The following is a 15035-nucleotide window of genomic DNA, read 5'->3' on the forward strand; positions in this document are numbered from 1 at the left end:
CTGCCAGAGGCGGTGCGGGAATGTTTCAGGCCGGCAGCGTATGCATCGGAATATCCTCATCCACCGCCAGCTTGTCCAGTTGCCCGCAGGTGTGCGAGAGAAAGAAAGCAGCGACGGCTTCATGTGTGCTGGGGGCGAACATGGTTGCCATGTCTTTCATCGCCACGCCGGCCGCCGCACACAAACTCGCCGCAAAATGCGGCTCCAGCGCTGCCACTGCCACGCGGCCGTTCTTGCACGGGTAGACGCGGTAACCGGCGTGGCCACCGCCGACGGCCGCGCCGGGTTTGGTCAGGCCCCAGGCGCGCGGCAGGCCGAGGTAACTCGCCGCTTCGGACAGGGCGACTTCGAGGAACACGCCTTGCGGATGTGGATCGCCGGTGCCGGCATAAGGCTCGCGCTGGCGCAGCACGGCCTGCAGCACAGCTTCGCTGGCCATCACCGAGCCGCCCATGTCGGCGTAGAGCGTGGGCGGCAGTTCCAGGCCGGCCACCAGGTCGTTGTCGGCCATGTAGGTCAGGTCGTGGCCGGGGGCTTCACCGAGTGCGCCGGGCGCACCAACGATGGCGACGTGGGACAGCGCGGGGTTCAGGGTGTGGATCTTCTTCCAGCCGAGGCCGAGCTTTTCAATCGCCGAGGGGCGGAAGGAGGTCAGCAGGACATCGGTTTTGGCGAGCTCGCGCTGCAGCACCTTTTGCCCGCCCTCGGTTTTCAGGTCGGCCGTCAGCACCTTCACGCCTTCATGCAGTTCTGCGTAGGCGGCGGGGTTGTACAGGCCCATGGGATCGCCTGCGGGCGGCTCCAGCTTGAGGCAAGTCGCGCCCATGCGGCGGCAGCGCATCAGCGCGGCGGGGCCGGGCAGGTTGAGTGCCAGGCTCAGGATGCGCACGTCCTGCAGCGGAAGAAAAGAGGGATGAGGGGAAGGCATGGTAAAGGGCTCCTGCGTTCGGCGGACAAAGGGGTACCGCCATGGTTTTAAGACTGACCTTACCAGAGTCATCAAGCGCGCCACGTCCGATCCGGGTCAGCTTGGCCTGATTAAAAGAGATGAAAAATTAAAATAATTTATGTTTTACAGTAATTAGTTATTGTTTTACAGATAATAATTCGGCATACTGGCCACCTCATCACAAGGTGCCTTATGAAAACCACATTGACCGCCACCACGCTGTCGGGACCGGAGGTGCAGCGCCTGAACAGCGCTTTCGCCTGGGTTTGCGCCTTGCTGTCTGTGACCTTGCCGCTGGCGGTGCTGTACCAACTGATGACCACGCCGACCGAAGGCTTGTTGCTGCGCGCCGGTGTCAGTCTGTCAGCGGTGCAGGTCGCGATGCTGGACGTGGCGCTATGGCAGCGCCTGCTGGCGGTGGGCCTGGGCATGCTGCCAGTTTGCTGCGCGTCCTATGGCCTGGTTTGCGCGATGCGCTGTTTTTCTGGCTTCTCGCAGGGCGAGTACTTCAGCCTGCGCACGGTGCGTTGCCTGCGCGGTTTTGCCGCCGGCATTTTTGCGCCGGTGGTCGCGGGCTTTTTTGTGGCCATGGCGATCAGTGTGGTGCTGACCCTGGGTGCGCCTGCCGGGCAGCGCGCGCTGGCTGTGGGCCTGGGCAGCAACGAGCTGATCACCCTGCTGTTTGCCGGCATGGTCTGGCAGATTGCTGCGGTGATGTCGCGCGCCGTGGCGCTGGCGGAAGAAAACGCGCAGTTCGTCTGATCACAAGCACGTGTCCATCGTTGTCAAACTCGATGTGATGCTCGCTCAGCGCAAGGCCCGGTCCAAGGACCTGGCGGCGTATGTCGGCATCACCGAAGCCAATCTGTCGCTGCTCAAGCAGGGCAAGGTGAAGAGTGTGCGCTTTGACACGCTGATGAAGATCTGCGAGTTTCTTGATTGCCAGCCGGGGGATTTGCTGGTGCATGAAGCTGAGGGCGACGTTCAGAGATGACACCCGACCCCGACCCCGACCCCGGCTTGCGGCTTAGTTGCCGAAATCGAGCGGCAGGCCCACGTAATTTTCCGCGACGGAGCGCGCACCGGCTTCCGAATGCACGATGTAGTCCAGTTCGGCGTCCTGCAGCTTCTGGCCGATGGGGCCGTTCTCCGGGAAGTTGTGCATCAGGCTGGTGAACCACCACGAAAAACGCTCGGCGCGCCAGACGCGCCTGAGGCAGCGCTCGGAGTAGCTGTCGATGCCGGCCTCGCTCTTTTCGGCGTAGAACTCAATCAGCGCGCCGGACAGGTATTTCACGTCGGTGGCGGCCAGGTTCAGCCCCTTGGCGCCGGTGGGCGGCACGATGTGCGCGGCGTCTCCCGCCAGGAACATGCGCCCAAAACGCATGGGTTCGGCGACAAAACTGCGCAGGGGGGCCACGCTTTTTTCGATCGATGGGCCGGTGACGAGGTGGTCGCGGCCGCCCGCGTCCAGGCGCAGGCGCAGCTCGTTCCAGAAAGCATCGTCCGACCAGGCTTCGACCTTGTCGGTCAGCGGCACCTGCAGGTAGTAGCGGCTGCGAGTGGCGCTGCGTTGCGAGCACAGCGCAAAGCCGCGTGTGCTGTTGACGTAGATGAGTTCATGGTGCACCGGCGGGGTGTCGGCGAGTACGCCCAGCCAGCCGAAGGGGTAGACCTTTTCGTACTCGGTGATGGCGCCCTCGGGCACGCTGGCGCGGCACACGCCATGAAAGCCGTCGCAGCCGGCGATGAAGTCGCATTCGATCTCCTGCGTCTGGCCGTCTTTTTCGTAGCGCACACGCGGCTTCTTCGTGTCAAAGTCGTGCACTGACACGTTGCCGGCTTCATAAATGGTGGTGAGGCCGGCAGCTTGCCGGGCATCCATCAGGTCGCGGGTGACTTCGGTCTGGCCGTAAACCATGACGTTTTTGCCGCCGGTCAGGCGGTTCATGTCGATGCGGTGGCGTTCACCCTTGAACAGCATGTCAAACCCGCCATGCACCATGCCCTCGCGGTGCATGCGTTGGCCGACACCGGCTTCGTCCAGCAGGTCGACGCTGACCTGTTCCAGCACGCCGGCACGAATCCGGCCGAGCACGTAGTCGCCGCTCTGGCGCTCAACGATCACGGCATCTATGCCGGCCTTGTGCAGCAACTGGCCGAGCAGCAGGCCGGAGGGGCCTGCGCCGATGATGGCAACCTGTACACGCATGTCTGTCTCCCTCTGTTTGTCCTGCCGGTGAGCGTAGGTCTTGCACGCCCCACTGGCTAGATGCGTGGGCACCCGGCAGCGGGGCGTTGCACGATCTCCGAGCCATTTGTGCGATGATCGCGCAATGAGCAGCGCTTCAAACCTTTCCGCGCAGATGTCGGGGCCGGCCGGTGTCCTGCAAACCCCCAAACCGATTGCCAAAGCCGATCTGATCGAAGGCATGGCCAAGGGCATGGCGGTGCTGGAGAGTTTTGACACGCAGCGCCAGCGCCTCAATGCCACGCTGGCCGCCGAACGGGCGGGCATCACGCGCGCGGCGGCTCGGCGCCACCTTCTGACCCTGGCGCACCTGGGCTATCTGGAAACCGATGGCAGTTATTACTGGCTGGCGCCCAAGGTGCTGCGGTTTTCGGGCAGCTACCTCGCGTCGGCGCGTTTGCCGCGAGCGGTTCAGCCGACCTTGAATCGCCTGGCGGCGCAGACCCATGAGTCGTTTTCTGCCGGTGTGCTCGATGGCGATGAGGTGGTCATCGTCGGGCGCAGCGGGTATGAATGGAAAAGTGGCGCCAGTGGCGCTGTGCGTGTGCTGGCCTACGGCCTGCACCTGGGCGCACGCCTGCCGGCACATGCCACCTCGACAGGGCGCGTGTTGCTGGCGGCCAAGCCCAAAACCGCGCTGACCCAGTGGCTCAAGGGCCGCACCCTGCCGCGCCTGACCGCGCGCACCCTCACCGACGTCAAACAGTTTCGTGCGGTGATCGATCAGGTTCGCAATGATGATTGCTGCCTGGCCGTGGAAGAGCATGAGCTGGGCGTGCACGCGCTGGCGGTACCCCTGCGCAACATGCAGGGCCGCACGGTGGCTGCGCTCAATGTGGTGGCTTCGCCGCAGCGCCTGACGGCTCAGGAAATGCAGCGTGACTTGCTGCCGCTGCTGTTCGACGCGGCCAGGGAGTTGCGGCCCCTGATGTAAGCGGCTGTTTTTACGGCGCCGATGGCAGGGTAAAGAAAAATGTGGCGCCCAGGTCTGGCGCCGCTTCGGCCCAGATATGGCCGCCGTGGCGCCCGATGACCCGGGCTACCGTGGCCAGGCCGATTCCGGTTCCGGCGTAGTCGGCCACCTCATGCAATCGCTGGAAGGTGCCGAAAAGCTTGTCGGCATAAGCCATGTCAAAGCCGGCGCCGTTGTCACGCACATAAAAAGCACCACCCGGCCGGAGCCTGCCGACGGAGATTTCTGCGAACGGTCGGCGCGCACTGAATTTCCAGGCGTTACCGAGCAGGTTTTCCATCACCGAGCAAATCAGCCGGCTGTCGCCTTGCACCAGCAACCCCGGCTCGACACTGAAGTTGAGCTTGCGTTCAGGCTCTGCAGACTGCAGGCGCTCAAGAATCTCTGTGCTGACTGCGCTCAGATCGATGGGTTCGAGCTGCAACTCCTGCCGTGCCACATGCGCCAGCGTCAGCAGGCCTTCAATCAATTGCCCCATTTTTTCCACGCCGGCCTGAATGCGCGTCAGGTAGTGCCGCACCTTGCCGTTCTGCTGGGCATCGAGCTCTTTGGAAAGTAGCCGGCTGAAACCGTCTACAGACGTCAGCGGCGAGCGCAGGTCGTGCGACACCGAGTAGGAAAAGGCTTCCAGTTCTGCGTTGGACAGCCGTAGCGCCGCCTCTATGGCCTTGGTCTCGGTGACATCCACGTCGATGCCGACCCAGAAGGACACCTCGCCCATTTCATTAAAAACGGGTGAAGCCCGGTAAGACATGGTGTGGTAGGTGCCGCCGTGGCCGCGCAGTCGGCGTATGCCGGTATACGGGCTGAGGTTTTTGCAGGAGTTGATCCAGTTTTGTGACATGGCTGCAATGTCGTCAGGATGCACCAGATCGACCCAGCCATAACCATGCCAGTCGGGTGGCGCCCCTCCGGCGATCTCGTACCAGGCGCGGCTGAGAAAGGTGGCTGAGCCGCGCGCATCGACGGTCCAGATGGGTTGGGGCGCCTGCTCGGCGAGCGTGCGAAAAAGTGCCTCCTGGCGTGACAGTTCGAGAGTACGCTGGGTGATCTTTTCCTCCAGGCCACTGTTGAGGTTCCGGACTTCGGCCAGCAGGTTGACGTTTTCAATCGCAATGGCAGTGAGTTGGGCCAGTTCGGTGGCGACGTATTCGTCCTGCTGCGTGAAATCGCCGCCCTGTTTGTCCGACATCTGCAGGAATCCGATATTTGTGCCTGCACGACCGGTCAGCGGAACCGTCAGCCAGCCGCTGACCGGGTAGGCGCCGATGTGTCTGCCAAAAGCGCGCCAATCCGGATGCGCCATCAGTTCGGTCTGGGTCATGCGCAGCGGGCGGTTGGTGTCGCAGACAACGGTCTGGATGCTGTTGGCGTGCGGATCGTCCATCAGCTGCTGGTAGCTCGCGTAACTGTCCGAGAGGGCGAGCGCCGTGATATTCCCACCCGGATTGCCTTTGCCGGAAAGGCCGATCACCGCCTGCTGCGCGCCCAGAATCACGCGCACCTGTTCTGCGGCCTCGTGCATCGTCGCCTCCAGCGTCTGGTGCCGGGTGATGGTCTGGGCTGCCTCTGCGGTGCGTTGCAGAGTATGCAGCTGGGCCTTGACTTCCTGCTCTGCCTGGACGCGCAAGGTGACATCCTGCAGCGCACCCTGCATGCGCACGATGTTGCCGCTGGCGTCGCGCACGGCTTGACCCATGGACCGCACCCAGATGCTGCGCCCGGTGCCAGTCAACATCTCCACCTCGATATCAAAAGGTGTGCCGTGTTCGATGCAGGCCTGAGTGGCGACGGTCGCCAGCGCCTGCGACTGCGGCGCACACAGGCCAATGGCTGACTCCAGCGTGGGTGCGCTGCCTTCGGACAATTCAAGAACGAAGGAGGCTTCGTCTGACCATAAAAATCGTCGTTCCGGCAATTCCAGTGCCCAGCCGCCTAGCCGGGAGAGTTGACCCGCCATGCGGAGCAGTCCGGTTTTGGCGTGCAGAGAGGCTTCGGCCTGTTTCAGATCGTCGATGTCGGTGGAGGTGCCGTACCAGGAAACGATGTACCCGGCGGCGTCGCGATTGGGCAGGATGCGCGCCAGTTGCCAGCGGTAGCTTGCGTCGCCGCAGAGAAGGCGATGCTCGTTGTGCATACTTTGCCCGGTGTCGATGGCGCCAAGAAAATCTTCCATGGTTTTTGCCAGGTCATCGGGGTGAATCCGCCTGAACCAGCCCCCGTTCAGGGACGCTTCCACGGGTTGCCCGGTGACACGGCTCCATTGGTCGTTGATGAAAACCATGAAACCGCTGGCGTCGGTGATAAACATAATTTGTGGCATGGCCTGCGCCAACTGGCGAAAACGCAGTTCCGTGCGTTCGCGCTGCTGCGCATACCGCAAGAGAAGCACCGATAGCAACGTAACGGTCATAGCTGCGGCAAACCAGATCAGCCAGGTCAGTGTTGCAAAACGCTTCCACGGGGCCAGCACATTTTCATAGGGCGACCCCCCGACAACAATGAGCTCGGGATAGGGTTCCAGTCCGCGATAGGCGACCATGCGGAGACGGGCGTCAAATGCGCTGGTCGCGGTGAAAGTGCCCTGCGGGCTTTTGGCGAACTCCGAAAACAGGGGCAGGTCGGGGAAAGCCTTGCCCATAGCGCTGTCTTCCATGGGGCTATGCATCATCAGCACGCCATCCTTGCGAAACAGTGCAATCGCGCCGCCTTTAGCGAGGTTGATGCTGCGCCAGAGTTTGTCGAAGTAGGGCGGCTCGACGGCAGCGACAATCACTCCAGAAAATGCCTCGCCGCTGGTACGCAACGGCCTCGATGCACTGATCAGCCAGGTCCCCGTTGAGCGGCTGCGCACGGGGGCGCTGAGATGAAATTGTGTGACCGGTCGTTGCTTGTAAATCTGAAAGTACTCACGGTCGGCCAGCGAGATACCAATATTGCCGGTGTCCGAGTCGAACAGGATGCGGCCCTCCGCGTCCAGCACCCAGATGGCGCGCACGAAGGGCAGCACCGTCAGTTGCTCGCGCAGCATGGATCGGACCGAGTTTTCGTCAAACCTTTTTTCAGCTTGCAGTGCTTGCAGCTGGCTGACCGCAAGCTGCAGGCGTTGATCGACGGTCTGGAAGGTACGGCTGGTCTGCTCTTCAATCACCTGAATCAGGGACTGGGTCAGAATCTCGCCTGAACGCAGCGCTTCGCCGCGGAGGTAGAAAAGCGCGATGGCAACGGCGCAGGCCGATACGATGACCAGGCCGCCCGCCAGCCAGGCAATAGGCCGGACGATGGAGGGCTGTGGTGAGCCGGAGGGCCACAGGTAGGGCGGAGAGGCTGCCTCAACTTGCCAGGGCCAACGCATGAATGTAGCCTTTCAGTTCGACGCGGACACCCATGTGTCCCGGTCCCCCAGCACCGCACCGGGCAAGTCATGATGCCATGCGGGGCGGGCTTTGTCGATTATGCGGTTGACCCCCGGCGCGCGGCTAAACGCCGAGGTATTGCGCCAGAAGTTCCGGGTTTGCACGCAGCTCGGCAGAGCTGCCTTCAAACACCACTTCACCCTTGACAAGGATGATATTGCGGTCGGTGATCTGGCTGACGTGTTTCCAGTTTTTGTCAACGATCACGCTGCTGATGCCCGTGTCGCGTACCAATTGGCAGATCCGCCAGATCTCGCGCGCAATCAGCGGGGCCAGGCCTTCGGTGGCTTCATCTAGGATCAGCACGTCGGGGTTGGTCATCAGGGCCCGGCCTATGGTGAGCATCTGCTGCTCGCCGCCCGATAGCTGCTGGCCGCCGTGGCTCAGGCGTTCCTTCAGGCGCGGGAAGGTCTCCAGCACGCGTTCGTAGGTCCAGTCGCGTTGGCCATGGGTTCCCGCACGCGCCGCCATCTTGAGATTTTCGACCACGCTGAGGTTGCCGAAGATGCCCCGGCCCTCAGGCACATAAGCAATGCCGAGTTGCGAAATCTCATAAGGCGCACGCCCCATCATCGGCTTGCCCATGATGTCCACACTGCCCGAGCGCGGCTTGACCAGGCCCATGATGCTTTTGAGCAAGGTGCTTTTGCCCATGCCGTTGCGTCCCATCAGACCTATGGTCTCACCGCGCGCGACAGAAAAGTCGATGCCGCGCAGGATGTGGCTGGCGCCGTAGCAGGTGTGGATGCCTTTGGCCTTGATCAGTAAATCGTTGGTCATGGTTTTGTACGGCCGCCGCGCCGGGCCGTCCCAAGCAAGGCCAGCCCCCTCGGGGGGCAGCGCATTACACGAAGTGAAAAGCGTGGGGGCATCAGTGCTCCCCGAGGTAGGCGGCCTGAACGCCCGCGTCGGCGCGGATCGCCGCCGGTGTGCCTGAGGCAATCACCTTGCCGTCCACCATCACGGTCAGCCGGTCAGCCAGCGTGAAGACCGCGTCCATGTCATGTTCAACCAGCAGGATGCCATGTTCTTTTTTCAGGGACAGCAGCAGCGCGACCATGCGTTCGGCTTCAAGTGCGCCCATGCCAGCCAGCGGTTCGTCGAGCAGCAGCACCTGCGGCCCGGTCGCCAGCGTCATGGCGATCTCGAGCTGGCGCTGCTCTCCGTGGCTGATGGTGCCGGCCACGGCGTTTTTCTGGTGCTCAAGGCCAGAAAGCTCCAAAGCCCTTGTGGCGCTTGCGTTGACAGCTATGAAATCAGTAGCGCGGCTGAGCCAGCGGGCGGCATGGGGCTGACGCGATTGGGCGGCCAAACGGACGTTGTCCCAAACGCTGAAGGGCAGAAAAATATTGGTTTTCTGGTAGCTGCGGCCCAGGCCCTGACGTGAGATTTTTTCGGGGTTCCAGCCGGTGACCTCGGTGTCGCCGAGTTGTACCGAGCCAGAGGTGGGCGGCAGATCGCCAGACAGCAGATTGGTCAGGGTTGATTTGCCGGCGCCATTCGGGCCGATCACCGCATGAATGTGCTGGCGCTGCAAATCAATGGACACATCGTTCACGGCAGCCAGGCCGCCGAAACGTTTGGTCAGGTTGCGGGCAGAAAGCAGGACTTCACCCATGGTCAGCTTTCCGTGAGTTGCCGAAGCGCTGAACCAGGCCGAGGATGCCGCGCGGCGCAAAGGTCACCAGCAACACGATGAACAGGCCCATCCAGAGTTGCCAGTGTTTGCCGAGGTTGACGCTACCGATGTGCGGCAGGTCTTTGAACACATGCAGCAAATACTCGAAAGCAAAAGCGCCGACGATGGCGCCGGCAAAGTTGCCCATGCCGCCCAGGATCACCATCATGATGCCGTGCGCGCTCATGTGGAAACCCATGAGTTCGGGGTTGATGTAGCCGGTCTGTGTGCCCCACAAGTAACCGGCCAGGCCCGCCAGCGCACCGGCCAGCGTGAAGGCCGTCAGCTTGTAGCGGAAGGTGCCGAAACCCATGGCGCGCATGCGGTGCTCGTTGACACGGATGCCGGCCAGCGCACGGCCAAACGGGCTCCACAGCAGGCGGCGCAAAAAGGCGTAGACCACCAGCAGCACGGCCAGTGTGAAGTAGTACAGCGTGCGCTTGTTGTCCAGATCCCACCAGGCGAAGGGCGTCCAGCCGAACAGCGCAATCATTGGCTTGAAGTTGATGTACAGGCCGTCAGAGCCGCCCAGCACCTTGTTGTCGAAAAACAGAAAGAACACCATCTGCGCAAAGGCCATGGTCACCATGATGAAGTAGATGCCATGGGTGCGGACGACGAAGAAGCCGATGATCAGCGCGCCCAGCCCGGAGGCCAACACGGCCAGCGGCAAGGTCCACCATAAGCTGACCGCTTCGCCCTGCGGCATCATGAAAGCCAGCGCATATCCGGCCAGGCCGAAGTAGGCGGCATGGCCCAGCGACACGAGGCCGGTGACGCCTTGCAGCAGGTCCAGGCTCATCGCAAAAATCGCCATGATCATCATGCGCGTGACCATCTGCACATAGAAGTCGGTGCCGGAGAACGGAAAGGCGGCGAGGGCAACCAGGCCCAGGGCGAGCGCCACCTGCACGCCGCGCGGCAGGACTTCGAGATTTGCTTTGGCGGCGCTCATCTGTAATTTCCAGGACAAGCGCAGTCAATTTTCCGACGGGCCGCCCCTAGGAAAATTAGCCCCTTGAGGGGGCAGCGCATTACACGAAGTGAAAAGCGTGGGGGCTGCGAGCGATTCATTGTTTGAACAAGCCTTCAGGTTTCCAGAGAAGGACCGCCGCCATCAGCATGTAGACCAGCATGCCGGCCACCTGCGGCAGCAACACCTTGCCGAAGGTGTCGACCAGGCCGACCAGCAGCGCGGCAATCATGGCGCCGCGCACCGAACCGATGCCACCGATCACCACCACCACAAAACACATGATCAGCACCTGCGAGCCCATGTTGGGGTAGACGCTGGCCACCGGCGCGGCAATCATGCCGGCCACTGCAGCCAGCGTGACGCCGAGGGCAAATACCACCGCATGGATCAGCTTGATGTTGATGCCCAGCGCACCGGCCATGTCGCGGTTGAAGGCGCCGGCGCGAATTTTCATGCCGAGCCGGGTTTTGGAGATCAGGAGGTACAGCCCGACCGCCAAGGCAATACACACGGCCGACATGAACAGGCGGTAGACCGGGTAGGACAGGTTGTCAGTCAGCGGGATCGATGCGCTGAGCAGCTCGGGAATAGGCACACCGTGCACGTCGTCGCCCCAGAGGATGGAACGCAGCTCTTCAAAGATGTAGATCAGCCCGAAGGTCAGCAGCACCTGATCGAGGTGATCCCGGTGGTAGAAGTGGCGAAACAACAGCCATTCAAGCGCCAGCCCAAAAATCGCCGAGAGTACGGCGCCGACCAGGATGGCCAGCGTCAGGCTGCCGAAATACGCGCTGAGCGACCAGGCGAGGTAGGCCCCCAGCATGTAAAAGCTGCCATGCGCGAGGTTGACCACGCCCATGATGCCGAAGATCAGCGTCAGCCCGGCCGCCAGCATGAACAGCAGCAGACCATATTGCACGCTGTTGAGCAGCTGGATGAGAAAGTTGGCGAGATCCATCGATGCGTTACGTGTTCAGTGGGAAGGGTTCATCCAGCGCGTGTTCCCACGCAAGCTCTGTACCAAAAAAATAGGAGGTCCGAGAACCTCCCGTTGCACCCGAAGATCGCTCACATGATTCCCAGACCAGCCGGGGCCGCAGTCCGGCTCTGCCGGCCGCAGGCGCAGCGGCCCCCTCGGGGGGCAGGGCGCTACACGCAGTGAGCAACCGTGGGGGTCATGTCATCTTGCAGCCAGCGCCGGAGTCGGCGAGGGCTTTGGCGGCAATGCCCAAGACCTTGTTTTCCTTGTTCTCCACGACACGCAGATAAATGTCCTGCACCGGGTTGTGCGACTTGCTCATGGTCCACTTGCCGCGCGGGCTATCGATCACGGCGGACTCCATCGCCTTGTACAGCGCCGGTTTGCTGTTCAAGTCACCCTTGACGGCGTTGGCGCCCTGGACCAGCAGCAGGCCGGTGTCGTAACCCTGCACCGCGTAGACGTCGGGCTGCATCTTGAAGCGGCTGGCATAGGCTGTGCGGAAGGCCTTGTTGCGCGGCGTGTCCAGCGAGTCGCTGTAATGCATGGTTGTGATGATGCCGTCAGCAGCGGGACCGGCCGCGTCAAGCACGCCTTCGGTCAGGAAACCGGAGCCATACAGTGGGATCTTGCCCTTGAGGCCGGCGGCGGCGTAGTCGCGGATGAACTTGGCGGCGCCGCCACCGGCGAAGAAGCAGGCCACAGCGTCGGGCTTGAGCGCGGCGATTTCAGTCAGCAATGCCTGGAACTCGACGTTGGGGAAGGGCAGGCCCAACTCTTTGATGATGGTGCCGCCGGCGGCGGTGTAGCTCTCTTTGAAGCCTTCAAAGGCTTCGTCGCCTGCAGCGTATTTCCAGGTGATCCAGACGGCTTTTTTGTGGCCCCTGGCGACCATGGCCTGGCCCAGCGCGCGCGTGGGCTGCGAGTTGGCGAAGGAGGTGCGGAACACGTTGGGCGCGCAAAGGCTGCGTGTGGCGGCATGTACACCAGCGTTCGGGATCAGGCTGAGCACGCCGGAGTCGCGTGCGACTTTCTGGATGCCCATTTGCACGCCCGAGTGAACGGTGCCGACCAGCACATCGACCTTGTCGCGCTGCACCAGCTTGTTGGCGTTTTCGATGCCTTTGGAAGGGTCGGATTCATCGTCCACCTTGAAGTATTCAATCTCGCGGCCACCGAGCTTGCCGCCTTGCTGGTCGATCGCCAGGCGAAAGCCGTTTTCAATGGCGACGCCGAGTTGCGCAAATGTGCCGGTGTAGGGCAGCATGAAACCCACGCGCACCTTGCTGGACTGCGCCCGCACAATTTGCGGGAGCAGCAGGCCGGTCGATGCCACGCCGATGACGGCAGCACTCTGGCTCAAGATCAAACGGCGTGAAGAAAGACGTGAGGTCATGGAAAAACTCCTGGTTGAGGCGGAAGAGAAAGCACTGAACTGTCTGGATGTTAACGGCGCAACGGGTGAAAAACCCTAGTGAAAAACCCGAGATTGAAGTTTAAATTGTTTACATATGAAGCAATTTCTTTGCCAACACGGAAACTTTGCCTGGACTGTCAGCTTTGCGCCTGGCGCAGCTTGAAACGCTGGATCTTGCCAGTGGCCGTTTTGGGCAATTCCGGCACAAACTCAATCCAGCGCGGGTACTTGTAGGGCGCGAGCTGCTGCTTGACATGGGCCTTGAGCTCATCGGCGGTGGCGGACTGCCCGGTCTTGAGCACCACGCAGGCTTTTGGTTTGATCAGTTCGTCGTTGTCCGCGATGCCGATCACCGCCACCTCAAGCACCGCCGGGTGCGTCATCAGGCAGGCCTCGACCTCAAACGGTGACACGTAGATGCCGCCCACCTTGAGCATGTCGTCGCTGCGGCCGCTGTAGGTGTAATAGCCGTCGGCATCGACCGTGTATTTGTCGCCGCTGCGGGTCCAGTCACCGACAAAGGTGGCCTTGGTTTTGGCGCGGTTGTTCCAGTACATCAGGGCGGAACTCGGTCCGCTGATCTGCAACTCGCCGATTTCGCCGATGCTGCAGTCGCGTCCGTCGTCGCCCACGATGCGCAGTGCGTAACCAGGCACGGCCTTGCCGGTGCTGCCGTAGCGCACCTGGCCTGGGCGGTTGCTCAGGAAGATATGCAGCATCTCGGTCGAGCCGATGCCGTCGAGGATGTCACAGCCGTATTGCGCGGTCCACTTTTTGCCGATCTCGGCCGGCAGGGCCTCGCCGGCGCTGGTGCAGACGCGCAGGTTCAGTTCATTCTTTGGCGGACGCGCCGGGTCAGCCAGCAAGGCCGCGTACAGCGTGGGCACGCCATAAAAGATGGTCGGCTGGTGTTTCTTCAGGATGGCGAAGACCTCGGCCGGTGTCGGGCGTGCCGGCAGCAGCACGGCGGTGGCGCCCACACTCATCGGGAAGGTCAGGCCGTTGCCCAGGCCGTAGGCGAAAAACAGCTTGGCGGCGGAGTAGACGACGTCGGACTCCTGGATGCCCAGCACGCCCCGCCCGTAGAGCTCGGCGGTTTGGATCAGGTGACTGTGAAGATGCACCGTGCCTTTGGGCGTACCGGTGGAGCCGCTCGAATACAGCCAGAAACAGGCGTCGTCAGCGCAGGTAGGCGCTATTGTTTTAGTAGCTGCTTGTGCCCGTACCATATGGGCAAGAGCCGTATTTGATACCGAATCATCGCCGGCGGTGATGACCGTGCGCAGCGTCTGGATCTGACCGATCAGCGGCTCAAACGCGGGCAGCAGGGCTTGGGAGACGATCAGGCCCTGGGCGCGCGAGTCGCGCAGCATGAAGTCGAAGTCTTTGGTGGTCAACAGGGTGTTGGCCGCCACTGGCACCACCCCGGCCAGGATGCAGCCGAGGAAGGCCACCGGCCACTCGGGCGTGTCCAGCATCGCCAGCAGGATGCGGCTTTCGGGCGCAAAACCCTGGGCGCGCAGGGCGTTGGCAAAGCGGTACGCCTGGTCGTCCAGTTCGCCGTAGCTCAGCGTGGCGCCGCTGGCAGCGTCGATGAAGGCCAGCTTGTCGGGGCGGCCGGTATTGCGCGCCAGCAGGTCATGGGCGGCGTTGTAGTCGCGGGGAATGTCCACCCGGGGTGGGCTGGCACTGTGGTCGGCGCGGCTCAGGTTCATTTGGGTCTCCGGATGCTCTCTTTTTTATAGCTGCCTGCGCCTGCTGAGCATGGGCTGGAGCCTTGTTTGGCTTAGAACTCAGGTCGCGGCTTCGGTGCTGTCGGTGCTGGCCAGCACCTGCGCCAGCCATTGTCGGCACCACGCGGCGCCTTCGGTTTCTGGCAGGGTGCCGCTGCTGGCGTCATGGATCCAGAGGTCACCGATGCGCCGGGCGCCCAGGCCCTGCAGGCGTTCGTCGAACTTCTTGCCGCCGAAGGCAAAGGTCTGCTGATAGGTGCGGTCGCCGAGCGCGATCACGCCGTAACGCACATGGCCGAGAAACTTGGGCTGGCTGTCCAGCGAGTCGTACAGGGCGCGGGCATTGTCGGGAACGTCGCCTTGGCCATAAGTCGAGGTGCAAATGAGATATATCTCATCTTCTTCAGTGCCCGTGTCAAACACGCGGCTGTCCAAACCGTCCATCAACTGCACTTCAATATCAGGAACCAGATCGGCGCAATCCATCTGGATCGCCTGCGCAACATAGTCGGCCGTACTGGTCATGGTGCCTACAAGAATTTTGAGTTTCATGGGGGGCTGTCATCCTGAGCCGGTTAAGGGCGAAAAAGATGCAATAAACTGCTTGACGGTTAATTAATATGAAGTATACTGCAATATTGATCTAGCGCAAATACTTTTTAT

Annotated in this window: 13 protein-coding genes; 3 read left to right on the top strand and 10 right to left on the bottom strand. The window is 62.0% G+C overall.

Translation table 11 applies throughout. The annotated features are described in order from the left end of the window. Nucleotides 1-25 precede the first annotated feature (25 nt). Entirely contained in the window at nt 26-928 is a 903-nt protein-coding gene (locus Q8O29_RS01820; RefSeq protein WP_305560351.1) for a CoA transferase, read from the bottom strand. 213 nt (nt 929-1141) lie between these two features. Between Q8O29_RS01820 and Q8O29_RS01825 the strand changes: the two genes are divergently transcribed. Together Q8O29_RS01825 and Q8O29_RS01830 are read left to right on the top strand one after the other, a co-directional pair. Then, nucleotides 1142-1711, top strand: coding sequence for a DUF2975 domain-containing protein (locus tag Q8O29_RS01825; RefSeq protein WP_305560352.1), 570 nt, complete (start codon nt 1142-1144; stop codon nt 1709-1711). 10 nt (nt 1712-1721) lie between these two features. Continuing rightward, nucleotides 1722-1943 (top strand): helix-turn-helix transcriptional regulator, encoded by a 222-nt coding sequence (locus Q8O29_RS01830; protein ID WP_305560353.1) that lies wholly within the window; start codon nt 1722-1724, stop codon nt 1941-1943. A 33-nt stretch (nt 1944-1976) separates the two neighbouring features. On the opposite strand, the gene pobA is transcribed toward Q8O29_RS01830, so the two are convergent. Beyond that, complete coding sequence (pobA, locus tag Q8O29_RS01835; protein WP_305560354.1) at nt 1977-3161, bottom strand: 4-hydroxybenzoate 3-monooxygenase; 1185 nt, start codon at nt 3159-3161, stop codon at nt 1977-1979. Between the two features lie 154 nt (nt 3162-3315). Between pobA and Q8O29_RS01840 the strand changes: the two genes are divergently transcribed. Further along, entirely contained in the window at nt 3316-4134 is an 819-nt protein-coding gene (locus Q8O29_RS01840; protein WP_305560456.1) for an IclR family transcriptional regulator C-terminal domain-containing protein, read from the top strand. Between the two features lie 10 nt (nt 4135-4144). Here the strand turns inward: Q8O29_RS01840 and Q8O29_RS01845 are convergent, their stop codons facing one another. The 8 genes from Q8O29_RS01845 to Q8O29_RS01880 all read right to left on the bottom strand — a co-directional run bounded on the left by Q8O29_RS01845 (nt 4145) and on the right by Q8O29_RS01880 (nt 14924). Beyond that, a complete protein-coding gene (locus tag Q8O29_RS01845; RefSeq protein ID WP_305560355.1) occupies nt 4145-7528 on the bottom strand; it encodes a PAS domain-containing protein in 3384 nt (1127 codons plus the stop codon). A 124-nt stretch (nt 7529-7652) separates the two neighbouring features. Next, entirely contained in the window at nt 7653-8369 is a 717-nt protein-coding gene (locus Q8O29_RS01850; RefSeq protein ID WP_305560356.1) for an ABC transporter ATP-binding protein, read from the bottom strand. 91 nt (nt 8370-8460) lie between these two features. Beyond that, a complete protein-coding gene (locus Q8O29_RS01855) occupies nt 8461-9207 on the bottom strand; it encodes an ABC transporter ATP-binding protein (RefSeq protein ID WP_305560357.1) in 747 nt (248 codons plus the stop codon). Then, nucleotides 9200-10222, bottom strand: a complete 1023-nt coding sequence (locus tag Q8O29_RS01860) for a branched-chain amino acid ABC transporter permease (RefSeq protein WP_305560358.1) — start codon at nt 10220-10222, stop codon at nt 9200-9202. Before Q8O29_RS01860 ends, Q8O29_RS01855 begins: the two co-directional genes overlap by 8 nt. A 115-nt stretch (nt 10223-10337) precedes the next feature. Then, on the bottom strand, nt 10338-11201 hold the full coding sequence (locus tag Q8O29_RS01865; RefSeq protein WP_305560359.1) for a branched-chain amino acid ABC transporter permease: 864 nt from the start codon (nt 11199-11201) through the stop codon (nt 10338-10340). A 217-nt stretch (nt 11202-11418) separates the two neighbouring features. After that, the gene (locus Q8O29_RS01870; protein ID WP_305560360.1) at nt 11419-12618 is read right to left on the bottom strand and encodes an ABC transporter substrate-binding protein; all 1200 of its coding nucleotides are present in this window, start codon (nt 12616-12618) and stop codon (nt 11419-11421) included. 158 nt (nt 12619-12776) lie between these two features. After that, nucleotides 12777-14354, bottom strand: coding sequence for a benzoate-CoA ligase family protein (locus tag Q8O29_RS01875; RefSeq protein ID WP_305560361.1), 1578 nt, complete (start codon nt 14352-14354; stop codon nt 12777-12779). Between the two features lie 78 nt (nt 14355-14432). Beyond that, nucleotides 14433-14924 (bottom strand): flavodoxin domain-containing protein, encoded by a 492-nt coding sequence (locus Q8O29_RS01880; RefSeq protein WP_305560362.1) that lies wholly within the window; start codon nt 14922-14924, stop codon nt 14433-14435. Nucleotides 14925-15035 lie beyond the last annotated feature (111 nt).

The sequence above is a fragment of the Polaromonas sp. genome, assembly GCF_030689685.1.
In the GTDB taxonomy this organism is placed as follows: Bacteria; Pseudomonadota; Gammaproteobacteria; order Burkholderiales; family Burkholderiaceae_C; genus Polaromonas.